The organism is Streptomyces doebereineriae (assembly GCF_031845645.1).
Lineage (GTDB): Bacteria > Actinomycetota > Actinomycetes > Streptomycetales > Streptomycetaceae > Streptomyces > Streptomyces canus.
In genome coordinates this window covers 71,644-97,616 of record NZ_JAVREZ010000006.1, presented here as the reverse complement: position 1 = coordinate 97,616, position 25,973 = coordinate 71,644, and the positions used below count along the sequence as shown (strand labels likewise).

Annotated in this window: 25 protein-coding genes and 1 riboswitch; of the genes, 7 read left to right on the top strand and 18 right to left on the bottom strand. The window is 71.2% G+C overall.

What is annotated here, in order from left to right:
• Window positions 1-15: 15 nt before the first annotated feature.
• From RNB18_RS19160 to RNB18_RS19150, 3 genes are read right to left on the bottom strand one after another with little or no spacing between them, the layout of a single operon-like run.
• Window positions 16-774, bottom strand: a complete 759-nt coding sequence (locus tag RNB18_RS19160) for a DUF3710 domain-containing protein (protein ID WP_057611270.1) — start codon at window positions 772-774, stop codon at window positions 16-18.
• A gap of 1 nt (window position 775) precedes the next feature.
• Window positions 776-1,327: a dUTP diphosphatase gene (dut, locus tag RNB18_RS19155; protein WP_311715296.1), complete on the bottom strand. Its 552-nt coding sequence runs from the start codon at window positions 1,325-1,327 to the stop codon at window positions 776-778.
• A complete protein-coding gene (locus RNB18_RS19150) occupies window positions 1,324-1,908 on the bottom strand; it encodes a PaaI family thioesterase (protein WP_311715295.1) in 585 nt (194 codons plus the stop codon). The genes dut and RNB18_RS19150 overlap by 4 nt, the downstream gene beginning before the upstream one ends.
• Before the next feature lie 113 nt (window positions 1,909-2,021).
• On the opposite strand from RNB18_RS19150, the gene RNB18_RS19145 reads away from it, so the two are divergent.
• On the top strand, window positions 2,022-2,486 hold the full coding sequence (locus RNB18_RS19145; RefSeq protein WP_057611273.1) for a DUF3093 domain-containing protein: 465 nt from the start codon (window positions 2,022-2,024) through the stop codon (window positions 2,484-2,486).
• A gap of 63 nt (window positions 2,487-2,549) precedes the next feature.
• Here RNB18_RS19145 and RNB18_RS19140 read toward each other — a convergent pair whose 3' ends face one another.
• The 4 genes from RNB18_RS19140 to RNB18_RS19125 all read right to left on the bottom strand — a co-directional run bounded on the left by RNB18_RS19140 (window position 2,550) and on the right by RNB18_RS19125 (window position 6,060).
• On the bottom strand, window positions 2,550-3,446 hold the full coding sequence (locus RNB18_RS19140; RefSeq protein WP_311715294.1) for a hypothetical protein: 897 nt from the start codon (window positions 3,444-3,446) through the stop codon (window positions 2,550-2,552).
• A gap of 13 nt (window positions 3,447-3,459) precedes the next feature.
• Window positions 3,460-3,756 (bottom strand): DUF4193 domain-containing protein, encoded by a 297-nt coding sequence (locus tag RNB18_RS19135; RefSeq protein ID WP_005481602.1) that lies wholly within the window; start codon window positions 3,754-3,756, stop codon window positions 3,460-3,462.
• Between the two features lie 405 nt (window positions 3,757-4,161).
• Window positions 4,162-5,400, bottom strand: a complete 1,239-nt coding sequence (locus RNB18_RS19130; RefSeq protein ID WP_311715293.1) for a sensor histidine kinase — start codon at window positions 5,398-5,400, stop codon at window positions 4,162-4,164.
• Window positions 5,401-5,406: 6 nt separating this feature from the next.
• A complete protein-coding gene (locus RNB18_RS19125; RefSeq protein WP_030605557.1) occupies window positions 5,407-6,060 on the bottom strand; it encodes a response regulator transcription factor in 654 nt (217 codons plus the stop codon).
• Window positions 6,061-6,473: 413 nt separating this feature from the next.
• Here RNB18_RS19125 and RNB18_RS19120 point away from each other — a divergent pair, with 413 nt between their 5' ends.
• Window positions 6,474-6,638, top strand: coding sequence for a hypothetical protein (locus tag RNB18_RS19120; protein WP_020121920.1), 165 nt, complete (start codon window positions 6,474-6,476; stop codon window positions 6,636-6,638).
• 111 nt (window positions 6,639-6,749) lie between these two features.
• Here RNB18_RS19120 and RNB18_RS19115 read toward each other — a convergent pair whose 3' ends face one another.
• Both RNB18_RS19115 and RNB18_RS19110 read right to left on the bottom strand, forming a co-directional pair.
• A complete protein-coding gene (locus RNB18_RS19115; RefSeq protein WP_311715292.1) occupies window positions 6,750-7,565 on the bottom strand; it encodes an inositol monophosphatase family protein in 816 nt (271 codons plus the stop codon).
• A gap of 8 nt (window positions 7,566-7,573) precedes the next feature.
• A complete protein-coding gene (locus RNB18_RS19110; RefSeq protein ID WP_311715291.1) occupies window positions 7,574-8,701 on the bottom strand; it encodes a ferrochelatase in 1,128 nt (375 codons plus the stop codon).
• 172 nt (window positions 8,702-8,873) lie between these two features.
• Between RNB18_RS19110 and RNB18_RS19105 the strand changes: the two genes are divergently transcribed.
• The 3 genes from RNB18_RS19105 (at window position 8,874) to sepH (ending at window position 12,851) form a co-directional block, all read left to right on the top strand.
• Complete coding sequence (locus RNB18_RS19105) at window positions 8,874-10,112, top strand: MFS transporter (RefSeq protein ID WP_311715290.1); 1,239 nt, start codon at window positions 8,874-8,876, stop codon at window positions 10,110-10,112.
• Window positions 10,072-11,391: a D-arabinono-1,4-lactone oxidase gene (locus RNB18_RS19100; protein WP_311715289.1), complete on the top strand. Its 1,320-nt coding sequence runs from the start codon at window positions 10,072-10,074 to the stop codon at window positions 11,389-11,391. Before RNB18_RS19105 ends, RNB18_RS19100 begins: the two co-directional genes overlap by 41 nt.
• A 431-nt stretch (window positions 11,392-11,822) precedes the next feature.
• Window positions 11,823-12,851 (top strand): septation protein SepH, encoded by a 1,029-nt coding sequence (gene sepH, locus RNB18_RS19095; protein WP_311715288.1) that lies wholly within the window; start codon window positions 11,823-11,825, stop codon window positions 12,849-12,851.
• A gap of 67 nt (window positions 12,852-12,918) precedes the next feature.
• On the opposite strand, the gene RNB18_RS19090 is transcribed toward sepH, so the two are convergent.
• On the bottom strand, window positions 12,919-13,776 hold the full coding sequence (locus RNB18_RS19090; protein WP_311715287.1) for a sulfurtransferase: 858 nt from the start codon (window positions 13,774-13,776) through the stop codon (window positions 12,919-12,921).
• Between the two features lie 297 nt (window positions 13,777-14,073).
• On the opposite strand from RNB18_RS19090, the gene RNB18_RS19085 reads away from it, so the two are divergent.
• Window positions 14,074-14,865 carry a VOC family protein gene (locus RNB18_RS19085; RefSeq protein WP_311715286.1) on the top strand — a complete coding sequence of 264 codons (792 nt, stop codon included), beginning with the start codon at window positions 14,074-14,076 and terminating at the stop codon, window positions 14,863-14,865.
• Window positions 14,866-14,902: 37 nt separating this feature from the next.
• Here the strand turns inward: RNB18_RS19085 and RNB18_RS19080 are convergent, their stop codons facing one another.
• The 4 genes from RNB18_RS19080 to RNB18_RS19065 are packed head-to-tail and all read right to left on the bottom strand — an operon-like array spanning window position 14,903 to window position 20,291.
• Window positions 14,903-15,562: a thymidine kinase gene (locus RNB18_RS19080; RefSeq protein WP_057611284.1), complete on the bottom strand. Its 660-nt coding sequence runs from the start codon at window positions 15,560-15,562 to the stop codon at window positions 14,903-14,905.
• Between the two features lie 50 nt (window positions 15,563-15,612).
• The gene (locus RNB18_RS19075; RefSeq protein ID WP_311715285.1) at window positions 15,613-16,809 is read right to left on the bottom strand and encodes an alkaline phosphatase family protein; all 1,197 of its coding nucleotides are present in this window, start codon (window positions 16,807-16,809) and stop codon (window positions 15,613-15,615) included.
• Window positions 16,809-17,405 (bottom strand): DUF5998 family protein, encoded by a 597-nt coding sequence (locus RNB18_RS19070; RefSeq protein ID WP_311715620.1) that lies wholly within the window; start codon window positions 17,403-17,405, stop codon window positions 16,809-16,811. Before RNB18_RS19070 ends, RNB18_RS19075 begins: the two co-directional genes overlap by 1 nt.
• Before the next feature lie 42 nt (window positions 17,406-17,447).
• The gene (locus tag RNB18_RS19065; RefSeq protein ID WP_311715284.1) at window positions 17,448-20,291 is read right to left on the bottom strand and encodes a bifunctional acetate--CoA ligase family protein/GNAT family N-acetyltransferase; all 2,844 of its coding nucleotides are present in this window, start codon (window positions 20,289-20,291) and stop codon (window positions 17,448-17,450) included.
• Window positions 20,292-20,488: 197 nt separating this feature from the next.
• Here RNB18_RS19065 and RNB18_RS19060 point away from each other — a divergent pair, with 197 nt between their 5' ends.
• Complete coding sequence (locus RNB18_RS19060; RefSeq protein ID WP_019072943.1) at window positions 20,489-20,770, top strand: HPr family phosphocarrier protein; 282 nt, start codon at window positions 20,489-20,491, stop codon at window positions 20,768-20,770.
• Window positions 20,771-20,896: 126 nt separating this feature from the next.
• Here RNB18_RS19060 and RNB18_RS19055 read toward each other — a convergent pair whose 3' ends face one another.
• From RNB18_RS19055 to RNB18_RS19040, 4 genes are all read right to left on the bottom strand, one after another.
• Complete coding sequence (locus RNB18_RS19055; RefSeq protein WP_311715283.1) at window positions 20,897-21,592, bottom strand: GntR family transcriptional regulator; 696 nt, start codon at window positions 21,590-21,592, stop codon at window positions 20,897-20,899.
• 189 nt (window positions 21,593-21,781) lie between these two features.
• Window positions 21,782-22,534 (bottom strand): M23 family metallopeptidase, encoded by a 753-nt coding sequence (locus RNB18_RS19050; protein ID WP_311715282.1) that lies wholly within the window; start codon window positions 22,532-22,534, stop codon window positions 21,782-21,784.
• 13 nt (window positions 22,535-22,547) lie between these two features.
• Window positions 22,548-22,714, bottom strand: a riboswitch (cyclic di-AMP (ydaO/yuaA leader).
• A 191-nt stretch (window positions 22,715-22,905) separates the two neighbouring features.
• Window positions 22,906-24,294, bottom strand: a complete 1,389-nt coding sequence (locus tag RNB18_RS19045; protein ID WP_311715281.1) for a M16 family metallopeptidase — start codon at window positions 24,292-24,294, stop codon at window positions 22,906-22,908.
• A complete protein-coding gene (locus RNB18_RS19040; RefSeq protein WP_311715619.1) occupies window positions 24,291-25,691 on the bottom strand; it encodes a M16 family metallopeptidase in 1,401 nt (466 codons plus the stop codon). The genes RNB18_RS19045 and RNB18_RS19040 overlap by 4 nt, the downstream gene beginning before the upstream one ends.
• Window positions 25,692-25,973: the final 282 nt, after the last annotated feature.

The following is a 25,973-nucleotide window of genomic DNA, read 5'->3' as shown; positions in this document are numbered from 1 at the left end:
CTCGACGTCGTACGACTAGCGGACCTCGGTGATCTCCGGTCCGCGCTGCAGCTGGCCCATCCCGCCGGAGAAGCGGGAGCCCTCGTCCTGCTGCTGGACGCCCTCGGGGACCATCTGGGCGTCGTTGGGCAGCTTCAGGACGATCGGGTCGCGGGGCGCCATCGGGCCCTCGCCGCGGACCACGACCGTGTCCCGGAAGATCTGCTCGAGCAGCCCGGCCGCCTGCGGCTGCACCGCGCCCTGGCCCGAGATCACCCCGCGCAGGAACCAGCGCGGACCGTCCACACCCACGAACCGCACGACCTGGAAGCCGCCCGTGCCGTCGGGCAGCTGCACCGGCACCTGGGCACGCAGCTCCCAGCCCAGCGGACCCTCGACCTCGTCGACGATGCCGCCCTGCTGGGTGATACCGGAGCCGATCTCCTCACGCACCTCGCCCCAGATGCCCTCGCGCTTGGGAGCCGCGAAGGCCTGCAGCTGGATGGCGCTGTCGCGCAGCACGACGGTGGCCGCGACGATGGCGTCGCCCGCGACCTCGACCCGCAGCTCCATGCCGTCGACACCCGGCACGAACAGACCGCCCAGGTCCACGCGCCCCTCGGCGGGATCACGTACCTCGGTGTCGTCCCAGGGCCCGTCGGGGCGCGGCTCCGGCTCCAGCCGCACGCGCTCGCGCTCTACGTCGTCCGCCTCAGTGTCGACGCTGTCGACGACCTGCTCGGCCTCGCCGGCCGCGTCCTCGGCGGCACCCTTCTTCTTGCGACGTCCGAACACGTCACTGTCCTTCCCGGTCGGATACGACCGATGCGTATCGATTCCCACCCGTTGTGCCGCCCACGGCGGCCTCAGCGCTTGTATCGCCCCCGTCGCCCACGGCGGCGTGACCGCCGGTGGACCCGAAGCCCCCCTCGGCCCGCGCCGAGTCGGGAAGCTCCGCGACCTCCTGGAAGCGGACCCTCTCGACCTGCTGGACGACGAGTTGGGCAATCCGGTCGAAGCGCTCGAACCGCACCGACTCGTGCGGATCGAGATTCACCACGATCACCTTGATCTCCCCACGGTACCCGGCATCAACCGTCCCCGGGGCATTCACGAGAGCGACACCGCAGCGGGCGGCGAGACCGGATCGAGGGTGCACGAAGGCCGCGTACCCCTCCGGCAGCGCCACAGACACCCCGGTGGACAGCACGGCCCGCTCTCCGGGCTTCAGTTCACGGCTCTCGGTGGTCCGCAGATCGGCTCCCGCGTCTCCGGGGTGCGCGTACGCCGGAAGTGGTACGTCGGGGTCGACGCGCCGGATCAGCACGTTCAGGGGGTCACGGCTCACGGGTTCACCTCGAAGGCACGGGCACGCCGTACCTGGTCCGGGTCGTCCATGGCGGCCCGGATCTCCTCCGGGCGGCCGTTGTCGATGAAGTGGTCGACCTTGACCTCGACGAACAGGGCGTCGGCACGGACCGCCACGGGCCCGTCGGGTCCGCCGATCCGGCCGGTCGCGGTCGAGTAGATCTTCCGCCCGGCCACCGCCGTCACCTCGGCCTCCAGATACAGCACCGTGTCCACGGGCACCGGCCGCACGAAGTCGGTCTCCAGACGCCCGGTCACGGCGATGGTGCGCAGTAGCCAGTTGAGCGAGCCCAGGGTCTCGTCGAGGGCGGTCGCGAGCACCCCGCCGTGCGCGAGCCCGGGAGCGCCCTGATGGGCGGGGCGCACCGTGAACTCGGCGGTGACCGAGACCCCTTCGCCGGCCCGTGCCTCCAGGTGCAGCCCGTGGGACTGCTCGCCGCCACAGCCGAAACACTGGCCGTAGTGCGCACCGAGCAGCTCACCGGGCGCGGGAGCATCCTGGTGTCGCACAGGTTGCGCCGCGTCGGCGGGAGGCTTGAGAGCCGGGGAAATACCACTCACAGGCGCAGACCTTACCCGCCCGCCCGTCTCCCACCTCCACCCTGCCTGACAGCGCTTCGCGCCGACTCCCCCTGACATCGGACCTGTCAGGACACCGTGCCAAGCTTGGTTCCATGCAGCCCTCCGCCGCCCCGTACGACGAACGTCTCACCGCCCCCCGCTCCTGGTGGCTGATCTCCTTCCTGGTCGGGGTCGCCTTTGCGCTGATCCTGCTTCCCTTCGGGACGCTTCCGCTGCTCGGCGGCCTGGTAGGCGGCACCGCCGTGGCGGCGATCCTCGCGAGCTCCTACGGCTCGCTGCGCATCCGCGTCGTCGGTGACTCCCTCATCGCGGGCGAGGCGAAGATCCCGGTGGCGGCGCTGGGCGAGGCGGAGATCCTGGACCCGGAGGAGGCCCGGGCCTGGCGGACCCACAAGGCCGACACCCGTGCCTTCCTGCTGCTGCGCTCCTACATTCCCAGGGCGTTGAAGGTGGAGGTCACCGACCCGGACGACCCGACGCCGTATCTGTATCTGTCGACGCGGGAGCCGGAGCGGCTGGCCGAGGCGCTGAAGGCCGCCCGGACGGCCGCCGCCTAGAACATTCGTGCAGGGCTTCACCTCGTCCGTACGGACGGCGGAGCCCGAAGTCTCACGGAAGTCTTACGTCTCCAGCTGAAGCGGATTCGCAGGCGTCTCCAGGGCCGGGAGCTGGGGCAGTTCGCCCCACGGCACCTGCATCTTGCGCAGATCCTTCCGGATCCGCTCGGCGAGCTTTCTGGTGTCCCGGCGGTTCATGACCGCCCCGACGGCCGCGCCGACCAGGAACGGCATCAGGTTCGGCAGGTCGCGGATCGTCCGCTTCATGATCTGCTGCCGCAGCTGCTGTTTCATCTGGCTGTTGAGCGCGCCGCTCACGGTCGACGGCTTCTTGGCGTCGATCCCGCGCTCCCCTGACCAGGAGTTCAGATACGCGGTGCTGCGCTCCTTGAGGTTCCCGGGCGGCCGTACGCCGTAGACCTCGTGGAGTTCGGCGATCAGCTTCAGCTCGATCGCGGCCACTCCGGTGATCTCGGCGGCCAGTTCGGTCGGCATCGCCGGCGGCACGGGAAGCATCGCCGCCGCTCCGACCCCGGCTCCGACCGTCGCCGTGGCGCTCGCGGCACCCGTGACAAGCTTGTCCGCGAGTTCTTCGGGGCCGAGGCCGGGGAACTGGCGGCGGAGGGTCGCGAGGTCCCGTACGGGTACACGCGGGGCGATCTCGATGATCCGGTCGGCCAGGTACGCCAGACCCGCCCTGGCCCGGCTACCGCCCTTGCGGACCCCTTCCCGGGCCTTGTCCCGGACCGCCGCCGCCCGTCGTCTGGCGACGGGCGCGGGCGTCCTGGTCATATCGGTCGGCGCCGGGAGGTCAGCCCGGTCGGCCACCGGTTCGAGCGAGGCCCCCGTTTCGGGAGAGCCCCGCTCGTCGTCACGCGCGCGGTGAGGGCCGTCGGACGGCCCCTGGTCCGCTCCCCGCCTGAGAGAGCGGCGCTTCCAAGGAGGGGTCGAGCCAGTCATGCCCGACCCGCCCTCAGTCGCAGTCGCGGCAGATCGGCTGGCCGTTCTTCTCTCGGGCCAGCTGGCTGCGGTGGTGCACCAGGAAGCAGCTCATGCAGGTGAACTCGTCCTGCTGCTTGGGCAGTACCCGGACGGCCAGCTCTTCGTTCGAAAGGTCCGCGCCGGGCAGTTCCAGGCCTTCGGCGGCCTCGAACTCGTCGACGTCCACTGCGGAGGTCGACTTGTCGTTCCTGCGCGCCTTGAGCTCTTCAAGGCTGTCCGAGTCGACGTCGTCGTCGGTCTTGCGTGGGGTGTCGTAATCCGTAGCCATGTCGCTCTCCCCCTCTGGGTGTCTGCGGTGTCTCCAGCGCACGTAACGCGTGAGAGGCCGGACTTGTGCCCGACCCGAGGCGGAGATTTTGCCTCACATCAAGGTCTGTTACTCAATCGACACCCAACCGGACTCCTCTTGAGTGATCGGGTTGGATGGCGATCGGGACCGTACACGGTCCGAATCCCGCACTTCAAAGGCGTCTCACCGTGTACTTCCCGTGATCAGGACCCCTGAAAACCCGGATTATCCCGGCTTTCCGACAGGGTGCATGATCACGGAGAGTAGATGGCCGGAAAATCTCCCTTGTGATCGATCACACATGGGGTGGTCCATCAGGTGCGCAGAAAATTCCGCGCAAAGCGAACATCCCTGTGTATCGATCTCAGTGCGGGGGCCATGGTCTCAGACCGGAAGGGTGACTCGCATCACGAGCCCACCCCCTTCACGCGGCTGAGCGGTGATGTGCCCGCCGTGCGCCCGCGCCACGGACCGCACGATGGACAGACCGAGCCCGACGCCCTTGTCGCTGCCGGTGCGGTCGGCGCCCCGCAGCCGCTTGAACGGCTCGAAGAGATTGTCGACCTCGTACGCCGGCACGACGGGGCCCGTGTTGGACACCGTGAGCACCGCGTGGCCGTGCTGGACCTCCGTGGTCACCTCGACCCAGCCGTCCTCGGGCACGTTGTAGCGCACGGCGTTCTGCACCAGGTTCAGGGCGATCCGCTCCAGGAGGACGCCGTTGCCCTGGACGACCGCCGTCTTCCGGTCACCGCGGATCGCCACGCCCTTGGCCTCCGCCTCGCCGTACACCTGGTCGACCGCCTGCTCGGCGACCTCGGCGAGGTCCACGGGCTTGCGCTCGACGATCTGGTTGTCGCTGCGGGCGAGCAGCAGCAGGCCCTCCACGAGCTGTTCACTGCGCTCATTGGTGGCCAGCAGCGTCTTGCCCAGCTGTTGCAGCTCCACGGGTGCCCCCGGATCGGACAGATGCACTTCCAGGAGCGTGCGGTTGATCGCCAGCGGGGTTCTCAGCTCGTGCGAGGCGTTGCCGACGAAGCGCTGCTGGGCCGTGAAGGCCCGCTCCAGGCGCTCCAGCATGTCGTCGAAGGTGTCGGCCAGTTCCTTGATCTCGTCGTCCGGGCCGTCCAGCTCGATACGGCGGGAGAGGTCCGAACCCGCCACCGAGCGCGCGGTGCGCAGGATCCGGCCGAGCGGCGACAGGACGCGGCCCGCCATCGCGTAGCCGAAGGCGAAGGCGATGATCGCGAGGCCCAGGAGGGCCAGCAGTGAGCGGCTGAGGAGGTTGTCCAGGGCGTGCTGGCGCTGGTCGTTGACGCACTGGTTCAGCGCGTGGTTGAGCTCGTCCGCGGGCAGCTCACTGCCCGACAGCTTGCAGACGTCGCTGGTCACCCCGCCAGAGACGATCTTGAAGGGCAGGTTGCTCCCCACGTTCAACGCGTTCGCGGCGAGCAGGTAGATGATCGACAGCAGCAGAATGCCGGCGATCAGGAACATGCCGCCGTACAGCAGCGTGAGCCTTATGCGGATGGTCGGACGCAGCCACGGCAGCGGCGGCGCCGGCCGCCTGGGGTCCCAGGTGGGCTTCGGGGGGGCCTGGGGAGGAGCGGGAGTCGAGGCCACGGGTTATCAGATCCGGTAGCCGGAGCCGGGGACGGTGACGATCACCGCGGGCTCGCCCAGCTTGCGGCGCAGGGTCATGACGGTCACCCGCACCACGTTGGTGAAGGGGTCGGTGTTCTCGTCCCACGCCTTCTCCAGGAGCTGCTCCGCGGAGACGACGGCGCCCTCGGAGCGCATCAGCACCTCCAGGACGGCGAACTCCTTCGGGGCGAGCTGGACCTCCTTGCCGTCGCGGAAGACCTCGCGGCGGTTGGGGTCGAGCTTGATCCCGGCGCGCTCCAGGACCGGCGGCAGCGGCACGCTGGTGCGCCGGCCGAGGGCACGCACGCGTGCCGTCAGCTCGCTGAACGCGAAGGGCTTGGGCAGATAGTCGTCGGCGCCGATCTCCAGGCCCTCGACGCGGTCGCTGACGTCGCCGGACGCCGTGAGCATCAGCACGCGCGTGGGCATGCCGAGTTCCACGATCTTGCGGCAGACGTCGTCGCCGTGGACGAGGGGGAGGTCGCGGTCGAGGACCACCACGTCGTAGTCGTTGACTCCGATGCGTTCCAGGGCGGCCGCACCGTCGTACACGACGTCGACGGCCATGGCCTCCCGGCGCAGTCCGGTGGCCACCGCATCGGCGAGCAGTTGCTCGTCCTCGACGACGAGTACGCGCACGTCGCTTGTCCTTCCTGTGTCCACCCGCGTAGCGCGTTTCGGGAACGCGCGGGCAGGGGTCCGGGTGAGTGTTGGCCTCCATCCTGCCCTTTTCGGCCATAAGTCGGCTGTAAGCCGGGTGAGCGGCAGCTGAAAGACGGGTGTGAGAGCGGGAATGCGGGATTTTCTCGCGAGGTTGAGGTTTCCGTCGGAAGGAGCGGGGGGAGGACGGCTTTACACCCCGCGATCACGCTCTGCATGTGCCGTACCACCATGCGGCACGACGCGATCCGCTTCCGCAGAGCGGGCGTGGGTGTCCGGCACCGTCGCCGCCCGGCAGGGCAGCGCTGGGCACCTACAGGAGACGTGATCGCCCCTTCCGAACGGCACACCCCCGTGCCACCGACCCACGACCCAGGACGAGGGGGCGCAGCATGGACGCATTCACCGCAGGACTTCTGCAGCGCATAAGGGCGACCGAGACCGATCTGACACGGGCTCGCAACGAGGGCGACGACTTCCTCGTCGAGGTGGAGCAGGGCGAGCTCGACGACCTGCGCCGCCTCGCCGCCGAACACGGTGTGGAGGTCAGCGCCTAGCGTCTGATCGGCTTCGCGGCACGACAGCGGACCCCCGGCGAATCCAGCGCCGGGGGTCCGCTGCGTCCGGGTCCGGAGGCGTTCACCTCGTGTTCGTCCGGAGTCGGTCCGTCAGTCGTGCCAGGCGCCGAAGCCCTCCAGGAGCTCCTGGAGGGGCTCGAAGACCCCGGGGGTACCGGCGACGGTGAGGCCGGGGTTCGGGCGTTCTCCGGGGCGGCCACCGGTCAGGGCGCCCGCTTCCCGGGCGACGAGGTCGCCCGCACCGTAGTCCCAGGCGTTCAGGCCTCGCTCGTAGTAGCCGTCCAGGCGGCCTGCGGCCAGGTCGCACAGGTCGACCGCCGCCGAGCCGCCGCGGCGGATGTCGCGGAGCAGGGGGATCAGCTTCTGGGCCACCTCGGCCTGGTGGGTGCGGACCTTGGTGACGTAGTTGAAGCCCGTCGACACCAGGGCCTGGTCCAGGGGCGGCGCCGGGCGGCACGTCAGCCTGCGCTCACCCTCCCACGCGCCGGTGGCCCAGGCGCCCTCGCCCCGGACCGCGTGGTACGTCTCGCCGCGCATCGGCGCCGCGACGACTCCCACGACGGTCTCGCCGTCCTGCTCGGCCGCGATGGAGACGGACCAAGTCGGCAGCCCGTAAAGGTAGTTGACCGTGCCGTCGAGGGGGTCGATCACCCAGCGGATCCCGCTCGTGCCCTCGGTGGAGGCGCCCTCCTCGCCGAGGAAGCCGTCGTCCGGGCGGTGCTCGGAGATCAGGTCCGTGATCAGCTTCTCCGCCGCGATGTCCATCTCGGTCACCACGTCGATGGGACTGGACTTGGTCCTGGCGACCGCGAGGTCGGCCGGGCGGCCGTCCCGCAGCAGGGCGCCGGCGCGACGGGCCGCCTCCTGGGCGAGCCGGAGCAGTTGCGCGTGCAGGGGGTCGGTCACGGGGCTCCTCACGCGTACGGGCTGTCGACGCCCGCGGCTGCGGGCTTGGCGGCACGGGCCGGGCAGCAGCCGACCGGACAGACGTTGTGGTCGGCCCCGAGCGCGCCGAGGGCGCAGGGCGTGACCTTCTGCCCGCGCTCCACCCCGGCCCGCTCCAGGACCAGGTCGCGGATGGCGGCGGCGAACCGCGGGTCGGCGCCGACGGTCGCCGAGCGGCGCATCGGCAGGCCCAGCTCCTCGGCCTTGGCCTTCGCCTCCGTGTCGAGGTCGTAGAGGACCTCCATGTGGTCGGAGACGAAGCCGATGGGGGCGATCACCACGGCCGGGACGCCGGATCCGTGGCGCTCCTCCAGGTGGTCGCAGATGTCGGGCTCCAGCCACGGGATGTGCGGGGCGCCGGAGCGCGACTGGTAGACGAGCTGCCAGGGGTGGTCGACGCCGGTGCGCTCACGGACGGCGTCCGCGATCAGCCGGGCGACCTCCAGGTGCTGCGCGACGTACGCGCCGCCCTCGCCATGGCCCTCGACCGGACCGGAGGTGTCCGCGGACGCGTTCGGGATCGAATGGGTCGAGAAGGCGATGTGGGCGCCGTCGCGGACGCCCTCGGGGAGCTCGGCGAGGGACTCGATCACCCCGTCGACCATGGGCTCCACGAAACCCGGGTGGTTGAAGTAGTGCCGCAGCTTGTCGATCTTCGGCAGCTCCAGGCCCTCGGCCTCAAGGGCCGCCAGCGACTCGGCGAGGTTCTCGCGGTACTGGCGGCAGCCCGAGTAGGAGGCGTAGGCACTGGTGGCGAGGACCAGGATGCGGCGGTGGCCGTCGGCGATCATCTCGCGCAGGGTGTCGGTGAGGTAGGGCGCCCAGTTGCGGTTGCCCCAGTAGATCGGCAGGCCCAGGCCGTGGTCCGCGAAGTCCTTGCGCAGGGCGTCCAGCAGGGCGCGGTTCTGGTCGTTGATGGGGCTGACCCCGCCGAACAGGAAGTAGTGCCGGCCGACTTCCTTCAGGCGTTCCTTGGGGATGCCACGCCCGCGCGTCACGTTCTCCAGGAACGGGACCACGTCGTCGGGGCCCTCGGGGCCTCCGAACGAGAGCAGGAGCAGGGCGTCGTAGGGGGTGGCATCGAGCGCGTCTCGCATGGGTCGATCCTGTCATCCGGTGCTGACAGCCGGGAAACGGCGGGGTGACCACGCGGGTTCCCGGCCCGTCCGACGGGGTGCGTTAGGGTCACCTCACTCGTAAGCTGTATGAGGCGTATTCGCGCCTTACCGCTGCCCGAGCCGCTGCTCACCGGCCGACCGGAGAACCCCTGTGCCCAGCCCCTACCGCGCCCTGTTCGCCGCTCCCGGCTCCAAGGGTTTCGCCGCCGCTGGCTTCGTCGGCCGGATGCCGCTGTCGATGATGGGCATCGGCGTGGTCACGATGATCTCCCAGCTCACCGGCAGGTACGGCCTCGCGGGCACGCTGTCGGCCACTATCGCGCTGGCCGCCGCGGCGATCGGCCCGCAGGTCTCCCGGCTGGTGGACCTGCACGGCCAGCGGCGGGTGCTGCGCCCGGCGACGCTCGTGGCGCTGGTGGCGTCCGCCGGGATGCTGCTCGCCGCGCACTTCCGCTGGCCGGACTGGGTGCTGTTCGTGTGCGCCGTCGGCATCGGCTCGGTGCCGAGTCTCGGCGCGATGATCCGCGCGCGGTGGGCGGCCCTGTACCGCGGCACCCCGCAGCTGCACACCGCGTACTCCTTCGAGTCCGTCGTCGACGAGGTCTGCTTCATCTTCGGGCCGATCATCTCCATCGGGCTGTCCACGGCCTGGTTCCCGGAGGCGGGTCCGCTGCTCGCCGCCTGCTTCCTGGCGGTCGGCGTCTTCTGGCTGACCGCGCAGCGGGCCACCGAACCGGCCCCGCACCCCCGCGAGCACGACGGCGGCCGTACGGCACTGCGCGCGCCGGGCCTGCAGGTCCTGGTGGCCACCTTCGTGGCGACCGGGGCGATCTTCGGGGCGGTGGACGTGGTCACCGTGGCCTTCGCCGACGAGCAGGGCCACAAGGGCGCCGCGAGCCTCGTGCTCGCCCTCTACGCGGCGGGATCCTGCGTCGCGGGCCTCGTGTTCGGGCTGCTGCACTTCGGGGGACGGCCCGAACCTCGCTGGCTGCTGGGCATATGCGCGATGGCCGTGAGTATGATCCCCCTCCTACTGGTCGGAAACTTGCCGTTTCTGGCCGTGGCGTTGTTCGTTTCGGGCCTGTCCATCGCTCCCACGATGATCACGACGATGTCCCTGATCGAGCAGCACGTACCACGCGCGCAACTGACCGAGGGCATGACCTGGATCAGTACCGGGCTCGCGGTCGGGGTCGCGCTCGGCTCCTCCGTGGCCGGCTGGGTGATCGACGCGGCCGGTGCGCGCGCCGGGTACGGGGTTCCGGCGGTGTCCGGGGCCGTCGCGGTCGCGGTCGGTTTCCTGGGGTACCGCCGGCTCAGCAGGCCGGCTCCACGTCGGGGAGGCAGCGTTGAGCACGGCAGCGAGCGCGAAGAACGGCACGTGGCGTAACTGGGGCGGCAATGTGGCCGCGCGTCCCGCCCGGGAGGTCACGCCCGCCTCGGTCGACGAGCTGGCGGCTGCCGTACGGAAGGCCGCCGAGGACGGTCTCAAGGTGAAGGCGGTCGGCACCGGGCACTCCTTCACCTCGATAGCCGCGACCGACGGTGTGTTGATCCGCCCTCAACTCTTGACCGGCATCCGCAACATTGACCGGGACGCCATGACCGTCACGGTGGAGGCCGGTACGCCGCTCAAGAGGCTCAACATGGCTCTCGCACGCGAGGGCCTGTCGCTGACCAACATGGGCGACATCATGGAGCAGACGGTCTCCGGGGCCACCAGCACCGGCACGCACGGCACGGGCCGCGATTCGGGCTCGATCGCCGCCCAGATCAGGGGACTTGAGCTGGTCACGGCCGACGGCTCGGTCCTCAGCTGCTCCGAGAAGGAGAATCCCGAGGTCTTCGCGGCCGCCCGGATCGGCCTGGGCGCGCTCGGCATCGTCACCGCGATCACGTTCGCCGTCGAGCCGGTCTTCCTGCTCACGGCCCGCGAGGAGCCCATGAGCTTCGACAAGGTCACCAGCACCTTCGACGAACTCTGGGCCGAGAACGAGCACTTCGAGTTCTACTGGTTCCCGCACACCGGCAGCACCAACACCAAGCGCAACAATCGCAGCGCGGGCCCCGAGAAACCGGTGCCGCAGCTCCAGGGCTGGATCGAGGACGAGTTCCTCTCCAACGGTGTGTTCCAGGTGGCCCAGTGGGTCGGCCGCGCGGTGCCGGGCACGATCCCCTCGATCGCGCGGATCTCCAGTAAGGCGCTGTCCGCCCGGACGTACACCGACATCCCGTACAAGGTCTTCACATCGCCCCGCCGGGTGCGGTTCGTGGAGATGGAGTACGCCGTCCCGCGCGAGGCCGTCGTCGAGACACTGCGCGAACTGAGGACGATGGTGGAGCGTTCCGGGCTGAAGGTCAGCTTCCCCGTGGAGGTGCGCACCGCGCCCGCCGACGACATCACGCTGTCCACCGCCTCGGGCCGCGACAGCGCGTACATCGCGGTCCACATGGTCAAGGGGACGCCGTACCAGGCGTACTTCACGGCTGCCGAGCGGATCTTCACGGCGCACGAGGGGCGCCCGCACTGGGGCAAGGTGCACACGCGCGACGCGGAGTACTTCGCCGGGGTCTACCCGCGCTTCGGCGAGTTCACCGCGCTCCGGGACCGGCTCGACCCCGACCGTCGCTTTCAGAACGACTACTTGCGGCGGGTGTTGGGCTCCTAGCGGGACGGTCGGGGGACGCACACGGGAAGCCAATAGTTCCGTTTCAGGCGATTCCGTGAATTACGCCACGTCCAAGATCCCGAAGACCGCTCAACGAACGGCCGGGCGCCGTTTCTTGAACGAAGTTGAGTGGCGCGCCAATCCACGCAGGTGGCCCAAATGGAGTACTGTGGCGAGCCCTGGGTACGGTCTCCCGCCAGGGCGTCCGTGAATCTCAAAGGGCGCCGGGAGGGGGCTAGTTGCACAGGGTGACGGAGTTGGTCACTCAGCGTTGCGAATAAGTAACCGTGCCATAACGGCGATCCAGGGCTGGTGCCCGACACGCCGGGCAACTCGGCAAGGTTGTGGCAGGCTGCACCCGGGCAGGTCACACTCGACTAGCGGAAGCAGCGACGCACGTGACGTCGGCAGGCACCACCCGGGAGGTCCCCATGCCCGAACTGCGTGTCGTGGCCGTCTCGAATGACGGCACACGGCTGGTGCTGAAGGCTGCCGACTCAACGGAGTACACGCTTCCGATCGACGAGCGGCTGCGCGCAGCGGTGCGCGGCGACCGTCCGCGCCTCGGTCAGATCGAGATCGAGGTCGAAAGCCATCTCCGTCCCCGCGACATCCAGGCGCGTATACGCGCAGGTGCCACCGCGGAAGAGGTAGCCCAGCTCGCAGGTATCCCCGTAGACCGTGTACGGCGCTTCGAGGGCCCTGTGCTCGCCGAGCGCGCCTTCATGGCCGAACGAGCCCGCAAGACTCCGGTCCGCCGGCCCGGCGAGAACGCCGGACCGCAGCTCGGCGAGGCCGTCCAGGAGCGGCTGTTGCTGCGCGGCGCAGAGAAGGACACCGTCCAGTGGGACTCGTGGCGTCGTGACGACGGCACCTGGGAGGTTCTGCTGGTCTACTGCGTCGCGGGCGAACCCCACTCGGCGAGCTGGACATACGATCCGCCCCGGCGGCTCGTCCAGGCCGTCGACGAGGAGGCACGCTCGCTGATCGGCGAGTCCGAGGACCTCGGCGCGCCGGAGCCCAGCTTTCCGTTCGTGCCGCGTATCGCACGGCTGCCGCGCGACCGTCCGCTGGACCGCGCCCTCGACCGGCCGAGCCTGCCCCCGGCCGAGCCCGTCGAGGAGACCGTCGCTGAACGGGACTCGCTGACCAGCCTGTTGGAGGCCGTACCGAGTTTCCGGGGCGACATGGTCGTACCGGAGCGGCCGTCCGAGACGGCGACCGCCGAGGAAACGCCCGATCCGGAGCCCGAGGTGGAGGAGCCGCCCGCTCCCGCGGCCTCGGCCGGTTCCGCCTACGCGGATGTCCTCATGCCGCGTTCGGTGGCCAGCCACCGCGACCGCCTCATCGGCGCGACCGACCGCCAGGCCGAGGCGGACGGCGTCCGTCCGGGTCGCAGAGCGGCGGTCCCGAGCTGGGACGAGATCGTGTTCGGGACGCGGAGGAAGAAGCAGGAGTAGTCGGTCGTACGAGGAAGAGGGCCGCGCTCACCGAGTGCGGCCCTTTCTCGCGTCCGGACAGGGGCGTCTACTGGGGATCCGGTCCCACGGCGACCGGGCGCTCCGGGTCCGAGGACCACTCCGACCAGGAACCGACGTACAGCGCCGCCGGGATGCCCGCGACCGCCAGGGCCAGGACCTCGTGGGCGCCGGACACGCCCGAGCCGCAGTAGACGCCGACCTCGGTGTCGTCGCCGGCGCCGAGGGCCTTGAAGCGGGCGTTCAGCTCCTCCGCGGGCAGGAAACGGCCGTCCGGGCCGACGTTGTCCGTGGTGGGCGCGGACCGGGCGCCCGGGATGTGGCCGCCGACACGGTCGATCGGCTCCACCTCACCGCGGTACCGCTCCCCCGCGCGCGCGTCCAGCAGCACCCCCGCGCGGGCCAGCGCCGCGGCCGCGTCGGCGTCGAGGAGACCGGCCGCCGCGGGCACCGGCTCGAAGTCGCCCTCGGCAAGCGCCGGACCCGGCACGGAGGACTGCAGCGGCCCCTGCCAGGACGGCAACCCGCCGTCGAGGACTCGCACGTCCGGGTGACCCGTCCAGCGCAGCAGCCACCACGCGCGGGCGGCCGCCCAGCCCTGTCCGCCGTCGTACACGACCACCGGCGTGCCCGAGGAGACACCCGCCCGGCGCATCGCGGCGCCGAACTCGGCGAGCTCGGGCAGCGGGTGCCGCCCGCCGGTGCCGGCCGGGCCGGCCAACTCCCGGTCCAGGTCAACGTAGACCGCGCCCGGGATGTGCCCGGCCGCGTACTCGGTCCGGCCGTCGAAGGGCGGTTCACCGGCCGCCTTGGCCACGCTCAGCTGCCAGCGGACGTCGAGCAGGACGGGCGGGTTCGGGCCCACCAGGTCGCTCGCGAGTTCGGATGCGGAGATGATGGCGTTCATGGCCACCATCCTTGCGCACAGGGTGGCCGCGTCGTCCATGTCCGGCTACTGTGCTCCGCCGGACAGGCCCGATCACGAGGCGTACGGGACCGGGCACATGCTGTACAGCCGATCGACACCCGTCGGCCATCGCGTGGCAACGGTCAGGCAGCCGCGCGGCAGGCACCCTCCTGGCACAGGAGGCCTCGCGGCGGCGTGCCCGGAGCGCGCGGCACCGCGGGTGGTGCGAGCATCGGCACGGAGGTCCGGACCACGGACACGACACGGCCACCGCGAGGGGCCGAGGAGAGAGTGACGATGACCGAGGCAAGGGGGTCGGCCGCCCCGCCCGCTCGGCACACGCCCGGTACGCCCTGCTGGGTGAGTCTGATGGTGCACGGGATGGCCGCGACCCAGGAGTTCTACGGATCGCTGTTCGGCTGGGAGTTCGTGCCGGGCCCGCAGCAGCTCGGGCCCTATGTCCGGGCCCTCCTGGACGGCCAGGAGGTCGCCGGGATCGGCCAGCTGCCGCCCGACCGCCACCTTCCGGTGGCCTGGACGCCCTACCTCGCCTCGGACGACATCGACCTGACAGCCGAAACGGTACGGCTGTGCGGCGGCACGGTGGGAGTGGGACCGCTGGACGCCGGGGACGCCGGGCGGCTGGTGATCGGCTCCGACCCTGCCGGCGCCGTCTTCGGGGTGTGGCAGGCGGCGGCGCACCTCGGCACGTCCGTCGCGGGCGTACCGGGCACTCCCGCCTGGCACGAGCTGCTCACCTTCGAGACGGTGAGCGTCGCCAAGTTCTACGAGACGGTCTTCGGCTACGAGGAGGAGCCGGTGGTCTCCGCCGACTTCGACTACGTCACCCTCCACGCCGGCGGCCGTCCGGTCGCCGGCCTTCACGGCGTCGGCCACACCCTTCCCCGCGACCGGGGGCCGCACTGGATGACCTACTTCGAGGTGGCCGACGCGACCGCTTCCACCCGCCTCCTCACCGACCTCGGCGGCCACGTCCTGCGCCCACCGCACGACAGCCCGCACGGCCGTGTGGCCACGGTGGCGGACCCGGAGGGGGCGCGGTTCGCGCTGATCGAGGACCCGCACTGAAACAAGACGTGACCAGGTCGGCCCCGAGGACGTCAGGTCAGAAGCGCGCCCCGGCCGACGGGACCGGCAGCACGTCCGGGGAAAGCGCGGCCGCGCGGGCCGTTCCCGCGGTCATACGGCGGCGGTGGTGGCGGCGGCACAGGACCTCGTAGCCGATGTCGTCGGCCTGGTTGACGTCCCCTACGACGACCTGGGCACCCTCGACGACCATCTCGCCGTTGACCGTACGGGCGTTGTGCGTGGCCCGGGCGCCGCACCAGCACAGCGCCTCCACCTGGAGGACCTCGACCCGGTCGGCCAGCTCCACCAGGCGCTGGGAGCCCGGGAACAGCTTGGAGCGGAAGTCGGTCGTGATGCCGAAGGCGTAGACGTCGAGGTCCAGGTCGTCGACCACGCGGGCCAGTTGGTCGATCTGCTCCGGCGTGAGGAACTGCGCCTCGTCCGCGATCACGTAGTCCGCGCGGCCGCCCTGGGAGAGGTGGTCGACGAGGTAGGCGTAGAGGTCCTGGCCATCCTCGACCTCGACCGCATCCGTGACCAGACCGAGCCGCGAGGACAGCTTGCCCTCACCGGCCCGGTCGTCCCGGGTGAAGATGATGCCCGTCAGACCACGCGCCGAACGGTTGTGCTCGATCTGGAGAGCCAGTGTGGACTTCCCGCAGTCCATCGTTCCGGAGAAGAACACCAGCTCGGGCATGGGAGGTCGAGCACCTTTCGGTTTCTGCTGTGGACAGGGCCGGATCGGTTTCAGGAGCGTACTTCGAGCAGCGGGACGAGCTGCTCGGCGGGGGTCATCGAACCGTGGTTCCCGACCATCGACGACTCCTTCGGCTCCCGCTCGGAGGCGATGAGGAGCACGTCGTCGCGGGCGGCGGCGACCACGTCGCCGATCCGGTCGTACACCCGCTCGTCGCACTGGCCCGGCGGCCCGAACCAGCCCGCGGCGATCGCCTCGTCGCGTGAGGCGACCCAGAACTGCTCGCCGAGGACCTCGCGCCAGCAGGTCAGGACGTCACCCGCGGCGCCCGGCACGGCGTAGACATGGCGGGCGCGGCCCTCGCCGCCCAACAGGGCGACCCCCGCGCGCAGTTCCCAGTCCTCGTCGAAGTCGATGCGGTGCTGCTCGTCGAAGGGGATGTCGATCATGCCGTGGTCGGCGGTGACGTACAGCGCGCTGTTCGGGGGCAGTTGCTCCGCGAGACGCTGGACCAGACGGTCGACGTACATCAGCTGGCCGCGCCAGGTGTCGGAGTCGACGCCGAAGCGGTGGCCCGCGCCATCGACCTCGGAGTAGTACGTGTAGACCAACGAGCGGTCGCCGAGGGCGAGTTGCTCGGCCGCGAGGTCCATGCGGTCCTCGCCGGACAGCCGCCCGTGGAACGTGCCGCCGCTGAGCGCCACCTTGGTCAGCGGAGTGTTCTGGAAGGTGGGCGAGGAGACCTGGGCCGTGTGCACGCCTGCCTGGTCGGCGAGTTGGAAGACGGTGGGGTACGGCTGCCAGACCTGCGGCTTGGTCCACGGCTGCCAGCGCAGCTGGTTCATCAGCTCGCCGGTGGCCGGGTTGCGCACGGTGTAGCCGGGCAGGCCGTGGGCGCCCGGCGGCCGGCCGGTGCCGACGGAGGCGAGGGAGGTCGCGGTGGTCGCCGGGTAGCCGGTGGTCAGGGGGCGGCCGGTGCCGCCGCGCGAGCCGGCCAGCAGGGAGGTCATGAAGGGCGCCTCGTCCGGGTGCGCCTTCAGCTGCTCCCAGCCGAGGCCGTCGATCAGGAACACGCAGTTCCGGTCGGCGGGGGTGAGCTCGGAAATCGCGGCGGTCGTGCCCGGTACGGCCATGCCGGCGGCGAGGGTGGGCAGCAGGTCGGCGAGGGAGCCGGTGCCGTACTCGGGGACGGGCGCGGTGTCGAGGGCTAGGGGCTCCGGGTGGTCCCAGGCGGCGGGCTGCGCCATTAGCGAGCTACGTCCGCGGTCGCCTCGGAGATGGCCTGGGCGAAGGCGAGCGCCTGACGCACGGTGTCCGGACCGTCCCCTGCCTCGCTGACGCGCAGGCTGAGGTCGTCCGCCGTGGAGCTGCCGGTGTAGCCGTGGTCCGCCTCGCAGTTGGGGTCGCCGCAGGCGGCGGGCTCCAGGTCGATGCGGGAGACGGCGCCCCAGCCGATGGTCAGCACGACCTCGCGGGGCAGGGTGCCCGGCTGGTACTGCTCCGGGTTGGCGACGACCCGGCTGACCACGACCGACGAGATCCGGTCGAGCTTCACGGACTCCGTGGAGGTGGTGGCATACGGCGTGGGGGACGTGCTGTCCGCGGCCTGCTCGTCGGTGTGGCTGACGATGAAGCGGTTGCCGGTGAGGACGAGCACGGTCACGTGCCGTCGCACCTCGTTCTGGTCGAACGTCGTCTCCTGGTGGACCAGGTACGACCGGATGGGCTCGCCGCCCAGCGCGGACTCCACCGCCTCGGCCACGAGGGCCGGGTAGTAGCCGCTGCGCTCGATCGCCGCTCGCAGCCCCTGGGTCGTCGTACTGGTCTTGGCCATGACGTCCATCCTACGGTGGCGCACTGACTGCGAGGCACCGCTCGCCGCTGCTCAGTAGGCGGGAAGTGTCCGCGGGCCGAGGTCGTCGCGGGCGGGCGGCGGCGCGAGCCGCACGGAGGCGCCGAGAACGCTCAGGCCGCGCGGGGCGACGACGACCGGCTCCAGGGTGATCGCGACGACCTCGGGATGGTCGTCGACCAGCCGGGACACCCGCAGCATGAGTTCCTCCAGTGCCGGTGTGTCGACCGGGGTGGAACCCCGCCAGCCGAAGAGGAGCGGTGCGGTCCGGATCGAGCGGACGAGGGTCGCCGCCTCCCGGTCGGTGACCGGAATCAGCCGGTGCGCGGTGTCGCCGAGCAGCTGAGAGGCGGCCCCGGCGAGTCCGAAGGACAGCACGGCGCCGGCGGCGGGGTCGATGACGGCCCGGATCACCGTGTCCACCCCGCGCGGGGCCATCCCCTGCACCACGGGCCGCAGTTCGTCGGGGGTGCCGAACAACTCGGTCAGCTCGGCGTACGCGCGCCGCAGCTGCTCCTCGTCCGCGAGATCGAGGCGTACGCCGCCGAGGTCGGCGCGGTGGCGCAGGTGCGGGGCGGTGGCCTTGAGGGCGACCGGGTAGCCGAGGGTCGCGGCGGCCCGGACGGCCGCGTCGGCGGTGGTGGCGGGCAGGGCGCGGTGGACCTGGATGCCGTACGTGCCGAGCAGCTCGCAGGTCTCCTCGCTGCCGAGGGTGAGGCCCTGCCCGCGGGTGAGCAGGCCGTCGATCAGGGCGGCAGCGCCCTTCTCGTCGATGGCCGCGTCGATGGACTCGGGCACCTTGCCGGGTTCGGCGGCCTCCCGGCGCCACTGGGCGTACTGCACGGCGTCGGCGAGGGCCCGCACCGCGCGCTCGGCGGCGGGGTAGGCGGGGATGAGGCGCTCGCTGGTCTCGGCGACGGGCGGTTCCGCGGGGGCCGGCGTGGCGCGCAGCCGGTCCAGGGCGCGGAAGGGGTGGTCGGCGCGGATCGTCGGCGGGCCCGGGGCGGCCTGGGGCGCGGTGCTGGTCGCCGCGGACAGGGCCTCCGCGAGGCCTCCGAGCTCGACGTGGACCACGAGGACCGGCTTGCCGGGGACCTGCTCCGCCGCGGACCTGAGCGCCTCGGCGAGCGCGGCGTCGCCTGCGGATCCCTCACCGACTGCCGGGATGGCCGTCACGATCACCGCGTCGCACGCGTCGTTCGCCAACGCGCGCGCGAGGGCCGCGTGGAAGTCCTCCGGTGCGGCCGCCGTGGTGAGGTCCAGCGGGGTCGACGGCCGGAGCCCTTCGGCCGCGCACGCGTCATAGGTGAGCAGGCCGAGCGACTCGGAGTTGCCGAGGATCGCGACCTTGGGGCCGGTGGGCAGCGGCTGGCGGGCGAGCAGCAGGCCGGTGTCCACCAGTTCGGTGATGGTGTCGACCCGGATCACGCCGGCCTGCCTCAGCAGCGCGGAGACCGTGGTGTGCGGCAGGCGCGTCGCGCGGACGGCGTGGCCCTGCGGGGCGGTGCCCGCGCCCTGCACCACGACCAGGGGTTTCGCGGCCGCCGTACGTCTGGCGAGGCGGGTGAACTTGCGGGGGTTGCCGATGGACTCCAGGTACATGAGGACGACGTCGGTGTCCGGGTCGTCGTACCAGTACTGCAGGACGTCGTTGCCGGACACGTCCGCGCGGTTACCGGAGGAGACGAAGGTGGAGACGCCGGTCTCGCCGGTCACGCCGGCGCCGCGCCGGTGCAGCCGGGAGAGCAGGGCGATGCCGATGGCGCCGGACTGGGCGAACAGGCCGATCCGGCCGGGGCGGGGCGCCTCGGGAGCCAGCGAGGCGTTCAGCCGGACCTCCGGAGAGGTGTTGATGATCCCGAACGCGTTCGGGCCGATGATCCGCATGCCGTACGCGCGCGCGTGCCGCACGAGTTCACGCTGGCGCTCGCGCCCCTCGGGGCCGCTTTCGGCGTACCCGGCGGAGAGCACGACGAGTCCCTGCACGCCGTGCTCTCCGCACTCGGCGACGACCTCGGGGACGTGCTCGGCCGGGACGGCGACGACCGCGAGGTCGACGGGGCCTTCGATGTCGCGCACCGAGCGGTACGCGGGGATGCCGTCGAGCTCCTTCTGCTCGTCGGGGAACGCCTTGTTCACGGCGTACAGGCGGCCTTTGAACCCGTAGTCCCGGATGTTGCCGAGGACGCTGCGGCCCACCCCGCCGGGGGTGCGGCCGACACCGACGACGGCGACCGAGCCCGGGGTGAGCAGCCGCTGCACGGACCGCGACTCGGCGCGCTGCTCGCGCGCGTACTGCACGGCGAGCGAGCGGTCGGTGGGCTCCAGGTCGAACTCCAGGCGTACGACGCCGTCCTCGAAGCTGCGCTTCTGGGTGTACCCGGCGTCGGTGAACACCTTGATCATCTTGACGTTGGCGGGCAGCACCTCGGCGGCGAAGCGCCGGATGCCGCGCTCACGCGCGACCGCCCCGATGTGTTCGAGGAGGGCGGAGGCCACACCGCGCCCCTGGTGGGCGTCCTGGACCAGGAAGGCGACCTCGGCCTCGTCGGCGGGGGCGGAGGCGGGCATGCCCTCGGCGCCGATGCGGTCGTAGCGTACGGTGGCGATGAACTCGCCGCCGACCGTGGCGGCGAGCCCCACCCGGTCCACAAAGTCGTGGTGCGTGAAGCGGTGGACGTCCTTGGCGGACAGGCGAGGGTAGGGCGCGAAGAAGCGGTAGTACTTCGACTCGTCCGAGACCTGCTCGTAGAAGCTGACCAGGCGATCGGCGTCGTCGACGGTGATGGGCCTGATGCGCGCGGTGCCGCCGTCGCGCAGCACCACGTCGGCCTCCCAGTGGGCGGGGTACTCGTGCCGGTCCGACGCGCTCTGCATGGGCCCCAGAGTACGGCTCGCGTACGACAACGGCGCGAGGCAGTCTGTGGAGAACGCGCGAGAACGTACAAGGACGGAAGTCGGGCCGAGGCCGCGGTCCGACCACTCCCCCCGGAGGGACTTCAGGTCCTGTCCGGAGGCGCTTCACGTGTGGGAAACTGGTCTAGACAACCCTGAACACCGAAGGGCAGCATCACATGGCTGAGCGCCGCGTCAACGTCGGCTGGGCCGAGGGCCTTCACGCCCGCCCCGCTTCCATCTTCGTCCGGGCCACCACGGCCGCAGGTATCCCGGTGACGATCGCCAAGGCCGACGGCAACCCCGTCAACGCGGCCTCCATGCTGGCCGTTCTCGGCCTGGGTGCGCAGGGCGGCGAGGAGATCGTCCTCGCTTCCGACGCCGAGGGTGCGGACGCGGCCCTCGACCGCCTCGCGAAGCTGGTCGCCGAGGGGCTCGAGGAGCTTCCCGAGACCGTCTGAGGGAAGGTGCCTTAAAAGCATCGAGGGGCTCGTCCGAATTACCGGGCGGGCCCTTCGCATTTCCCTTTTTCGGGCAGCAGGAATACTCCCCTTCGAATTACCCTCTCTTTGTATACGGCGCCCGTGTTAATGCTGCAGGCCTGTCACGTTTACAGGATGTTGCGAGGTCCTCACACGGTCCGCGCGGTCCTGCCCGGAGGTGAACCTCAGCCGGTGAACGGCGCCCGAGCGCTCGGTGTGCAGTGCCGTGATCGCCCGCGCGCGCTCGCCGTCCCCGCGCGCCACCGCGTCCACGATCGCGCCGTGCTCGGCCCAGGACTCCGCGGGGTTGGCCGGCGCGTCCACGACGTACATCCAGGCGATCTTGTGCCGCAGCTGGGTCAGCATCGAGGTCAGCGCGGGACTGCCGGAGGCCTGGGCGAGCGTCTCGTGGAACCAGCCCCCCAGGGAGCGCAGATCCTCGCTGTTGCCCCTCCTGGCCCGTTCCTGGCCCAGCCGGACCAGGCCGCGCAGCACCTTCAGATGGGCCTCGGTGCGGCGCTGGGCGGCCCGGGAGGCGCCGAGCGGCTCGAGGAGCATCCGCATCTCCAGGAGGTCGGCGCCCTCCTGCTCGGTCGGCTCTGCCACGCACGCGCCCGCGTGCCGCCGCGTCACCACGAAGCCCTCGGCCTCCAGCGTGCGCAGGGCTTCCCGGACCGGGACACGGGAGACTCCGTAGCGGCGGGCGAGCAGTTCCTCGGTGAGTCGGCTGCCGCGCTCGTAGACACCGGCGACGATGTCGTCCCGGATCGCCGTGCATACCGAGTGCGCCGGAATACGCATGTCCGACCTCCGTCTTAATCCCCGTGAAACGTCGCCGATTGACGTGTGTTCAGTGACTCTATTGCAATGAACGGGAATTTCCGACGGCGGACCGGAATCCGAGGATATTTTTTGGACAACGGGGCGGCGGAAACGACGAAACCCCGGCTCGGGGGAGCCGGGGCCTCGCGGAGATCGCGCGGTGGGTCGTCAGACGTTCACGCCGTGCGAGCGCAGGTAGGCGACGGGGTCGATGTCCGAGCCGTACTCGGCGGTGGTGCGCGCCTCGAAGTGCAGGTGCGGCCCGGTGACGTTGCCGGTCGCGCCGGACAGTCCGATCTGCTGGCCCGGGGTGACCGACTGGCCGACCGAGACGCCGATGGACGACAGGTGGCCGTACTGGGTGTACGTGCCGTCGGCCATCCTGATCACGATCTCGTTGCCGTACGACCCGCCCCAGCCGGCCTCCACGACGGTGCCGCGGCCGACCGCGTGCACGGAAGTGCCGCTCGCGGCGTGGAAGTCGACACCGGTGTGGCTGCCGGACGACCACAGGGAGCCGCCGGTCTTGTAGCCGGTCGAGACGTAGGAGCCGGAGATCGGGACGACGAAGCGGTTGAGGCGCTCGCGCTCGGCCTCGCGGGCTGCGCGCTCCTTGGCCTCGCGTATCTCCTTGGCGCGCGCCTCGGCCTTGCGCTTGGCCTCCGCCGCCGCCTTCTTCTGCGCGGCGGCCTGCGCCTGGGCGGCGGCCTGGGCGTCGAGCTGGTCGGCGAGGGACTCACCGGCGCTGACGACGGGCATGAGGCCGGTCTGCTCGACGGAGTTGTCGGCGGCGAATGCGGGGGCGGCGATGGTGCCGATGACGCCGGTGGTGGCGAGGGCCGCGACGCCCGCCGCGCGGGCGGTGGTGCGCTTCATGCGGCTGGGACGACGGTGCTTCCCGGTGGCGCAGGTGAACGCCATGTGGTGGCTGGTCCTTTCCTTCCTTCTCGCCTACCGGGTTAGCTGACGGGTTCGGAGCAGGAAGGTCTCCTACGGACTCCCTCGCGGCTCGCGCGGGCGTCCGATTCACCCCAGGGACGCGTGATGTGGGTCCCCGGCTCCCCTGGCTCGCGCCATGCGGGGACTCGGCGATGACTGTCCGGTGCCGCGGGCGCGGCGCAGTGCCTGACGGACAGCCCAGAGGACGCTAAGCGGGGCCACTTTCAATCCCCAAACGGATCACGGGTTTTGTAGCGCATCCCACAGGGCAGACAGGCAACCTCCTGCCCAATTCGGACATCTGAGGGCCCTGGTGGCGCTTGCGTCACCAGGGCCCCCGAGGTCGGGTGCCTCTACTCGGCCGTCACGACCTTGACTTCGCCGATGCCGAGGGCCTCGACGGGCTCCTTGATGGCGGCCGCGTCGCCGACCAGGACCGTCACCAGCCGGTCCACCGGGAAGGCGTTCACGACGGCCGCGGTGGCCTCGACGGTGCCGGTCGCGGCGAGCTGCTGGTACAGGGCCGCCTGGTAGTCGTCCGGCAGGTGCTGCTCGACCTGGTCGGCCAGCGTGCTCGCCACGGCCGCCGCGGTCTCGTACTTGAGCGGCGCCACACCGACGAGGTTCTGTACGGCGACATCGCGCTCGGCGTCGGTGAGGCCGCCTTCGGCGAGCGTGCGCAGCACCTTCCACAGGTCGTCCAGGGCGGGACCGGTGTTCGGGGTGTCGACGGAGCCGCTGATGGCGAGCATCGCGGCGCCCGAACCGTCCGGGGCGGACCTGAGGACCTGCCCGAACGAGCGCACACCGTAGGTGTAGCCCTTCTCCTCGCGCAGGACACGGTCCAAGCGGGAGGTGAGGGTGCCGCCGAGGCAGTACGTGCCGAGCACCTGCGCGGGCCACACGCGTGCGTGCCGGTCGGCGCCGATGCGGCCGATCAGCAGCTGCGTCTGGACGGCGCCCGGGCGGTCCACGATGACGACCCGGCCGGTGTCGTCGGCGGTCACCGGCGGCACCGGCCGCGGCCGGCCCGTGGAGCCGGTCCAGGAACCGAGGGTGTCGCCGAGCAGGGCGTCCAGGTCGATGCCGGTGAGGTCGCCGACCACCACGGCGGTCGCGGTGGCGGGGCGCACATGCTTCTCGTAGAAGCCGCGCACGGCCGCGGAGTCGATGTTCTCGACCGTCTCCTCGGTGCCCTGGCGCGGGCGCGACATGCGCGAGTCGGTCGGGAAGAGCTCCCGGGAGAGCTCCTTGGCGGCGCGGCGGGACGGGTTGGCCAGCTCGTGCGGGATCTCGTCCAGGCGGTTGCGGACGAGCCGCTCGACCTCGCTGTCCGCGAACGCGGGCGCCCTGAGGGCGTCGGCGAGCAGACCGAGCGCCTTGGCGAGGCGCGAGACAGGCACTTCGAGGCTGAGGCGGACGCCCGGGTGGTCCGCGTGCGCGTCGAGGGTGGCGCCGCAGCGCTCCAACTCGGCGGCGAACTCCTCGGCGGAGTGCTTGTCGGTGCCCTCGGAGAAGGCACGCGCCATAATCGTGGCGACGCCGTCCAGGCCGGCCGGCTCGGCGTCCAGGGGTGCGTCCAGGAGCACCTCGACGGCGACGACCTGCTGGCCGGGGCGGTGGCAGCGCAGGAGCGTGAGGCCGTTGTCGAGCGTCCCGCGCTCGGGGGCGGGGAAGGCCCAGACCTTGGGCTCGCCCGCCTGCGGCTGCGGGTGGAAATCCATCGCGGCGAGCTCGGTCACTTGGCCGCCTCCTCGTTCTCGTCGGTGGCTTCCACGGTGGCCGCGGACTCCGGGTCTTCGGCGCCCTCGGCGTCCTCGGCGCTCTGGGCGATCTCGGCCGGGGCGGTGGGCTCGTAGACGAGCACCGCGCGGTTGTCGGGGCGCAGCTTGGCCTTGGCGACCGCCTGGACCTCCTCGGCGCTCACCTCCAGGACGCGCTGTACGGCGGACAGGGCGAGCTGCGGGTCGCCGAACAGGACGGCGTAGCGGCACAGTTCGTCGGCGCGGCCCGCGACGGTGCCGAGCCGGTCCAGCCACTCGCGCTCCAACTGGGCCTGGGCGCGCTCCATTTCCTCGGCCGTGGGGCCCTCCTCGGCGAACCGGGCGAGCTCCTCGTCGATGGCGGCCTCGATGACCGGTACCTCGACGTCCCCGGAGGTCTTCACGTCGAGCCAGCCCAGGGAGGGCGCACCGGCCAGGCGCAGCAGGCCGAAGCCGGCCGCGACGGCCGTACGGTCGCGCCGTACGAGCCGGTTGTAGAGGCGGGAGGACTCGCCGCCGCCGAGGACGGTGAGGGCGAGGTCGGCCGCGTCGCACGCGCGTGTGCCGTCGTGCGGAAGCCGGTAGGCCGCCATCAGGGCGCGTGCCGGGACCTCTTCCTCGACGACCTCGCGCAGCTGCTCGCCGATCGTCTCGGGCAGGGAACCGTCGCGGGGCGCGGGCTTGCCGTCATGCGACGGGATGGAGCCGAAGTACTTCTCGATCCAGGCCAGCGTCTGCTCCGGGTCGATGTCGCCGACGACCGACAGAACCGCGTTGCCCGGCGCGTAGTACGTGCGGAAGAACGCGCGCGCGTCCTCCAGCGTGGCCGCGTCCAGGTCGGCCATCGACCCGATCGGGGTGTGGTGGTAGGGGTGGCCCTCCGGGTAGGCGAGGGCGGTGAGCTTCTCGAAGGCCGTGCCGTACGGCACGTTGTCGTAGCGCTGCCGTCGCTCGTTCTTGACGACGTCCCGCTGGTTCTCCATTGACTCGTCGTCGAGGGCGGCGAGCAGGGAGCCCATGCGGTCGGCCTCCAGCCAGAGGGCGAGCTCCAGCTGGTGGGTGGGCATGGTCTCGAAGTAGTTGGTCCGCTCAAAGCTGGTGGTGCCGTTGAGCGAGCCGCCGGCGCCCTGGACGAGCTCGAAGTGTCCGTTGCCCTGAACCTGCTTCGAGCCCTGGAACATCAAGTGCTCGAAAAGGTGAGCCAGGCCGGTACGTCCCTTGACCTCGTGGCGTGAGCCGACGTCGTACCAGAGGCACACCGCCGCGACCGGGGTCAGGTGGTCCTCGGAGAGCACCACGCGCAGGCCGTTGGCCAGGCGGTGCTCGGTCGCTGTCAGGCCCCCGGTGCCTGCCTGGTCTGTGGCCGTGTGACCCATGGGCATGTACGTCCCTTCGATCGCGGTCGCGGTCGTGGAAACCGCGGTTGTCCTGCCGGTCCTGCCACTGTATGCAAGCGTGCGGACCCTCGGCGAAGTTCCCGCAGCGCGTACGCCCACAGCGGATCGCGTAGCCTGCGGGCAATCGTGAGGGAGGCGCTGTGCCGGCGCCGGGCCTGGCGCCTCAGCCGGGTCCTGGCCCGGACTGTCAGTGCCGCGGTCCACAATGGTCCGCGTCAGTCCCGTTCACGCTTCAGCAAGAGTGAGCCAAAGGGCCGTGAG

What these genes read in the sequence shown, in the direction of transcription:
- RNB18_RS19145 (WP_057611273.1), top strand. Translation starts at nt 2,022, where the DNA reads ATGCAGCCCTCCGCCGCCCCGTACGACGAACGTCTCACCGCCCCCCGC.
- RNB18_RS19140 (WP_311715294.1), bottom strand. Translation starts at nt 3,446, where the DNA reads ATGACTGGCTCGACCCCTCCTTGGAAGCGCCGCTCTCTCAGGCGGGGA.
- RNB18_RS19135 (WP_005481602.1), bottom strand. Translation starts at nt 3,756, where the DNA reads ATGGCTACGGATTACGACACCCCACGCAAGACCGACGACGACGTCGAC.
- RNB18_RS19120 (WP_020121920.1), top strand. Translation starts at nt 6,474, where the DNA reads ATGGACGCATTCACCGCAGGACTTCTGCAGCGCATAAGGGCGACCGAG.
- RNB18_RS19110 (WP_311715291.1), bottom strand. Translation starts at nt 8,701, where the DNA reads ATGCGAGACGCGCTCGATGCCACCCCCTACGACGCCCTGCTCCTGCTC.
- sepH (WP_311715288.1), top strand. Translation starts at nt 11,823, where the DNA reads ATGCCCGAACTGCGTGTCGTGGCCGTCTCGAATGACGGCACACGGCTG.
- RNB18_RS19090 (WP_311715287.1), bottom strand. Translation starts at nt 13,776, where the DNA reads ATGAACGCCATCATCTCCGCATCCGAACTCGCGAGCGACCTGGTGGGC.
- RNB18_RS19085 (WP_311715286.1), top strand. Translation starts at nt 14,074, where the DNA reads ATGACCGAGGCAAGGGGGTCGGCCGCCCCGCCCGCTCGGCACACGCCC.
- RNB18_RS19080 (WP_057611284.1), bottom strand. Translation starts at nt 15,562, where the DNA reads ATGCCCGAGCTGGTGTTCTTCTCCGGAACGATGGACTGCGGGAAGTCC.
- RNB18_RS19075 (WP_311715285.1), bottom strand. Translation starts at nt 16,809, where the DNA reads ATGGCGCAGCCCGCCGCCTGGGACCACCCGGAGCCCCTAGCCCTCGAC.
- RNB18_RS19070 (WP_311715620.1), bottom strand. Translation starts at nt 17,405, where the DNA reads ATGGACGTCATGGCCAAGACCAGTACGACGACCCAGGGGCTGCGAGCG.
- RNB18_RS19065 (WP_311715284.1), bottom strand. Translation starts at nt 20,291, where the DNA reads ATGCAGAGCGCGTCGGACCGGCACGAGTACCCCGCCCACTGGGAGGCC.
- RNB18_RS19060 (WP_019072943.1), top strand. Translation starts at nt 20,489, where the DNA reads ATGGCTGAGCGCCGCGTCAACGTCGGCTGGGCCGAGGGCCTTCACGCC.
- RNB18_RS19055 (WP_311715283.1), bottom strand. Translation starts at nt 21,592, where the DNA reads ATGCGTATTCCGGCGCACTCGGTATGCACGGCGATCCGGGACGACATC.
- RNB18_RS19050 (WP_311715282.1), bottom strand. Translation starts at nt 22,534, where the DNA reads ATGGCGTTCACCTGCGCCACCGGGAAGCACCGTCGTCCCAGCCGCATG.
- RNB18_RS19040 (WP_311715619.1), bottom strand. Translation starts at nt 25,691, where the DNA reads ATGGGTCACACGGCCACAGACCAGGCAGGCACCGGGGGCCTGACAGCG.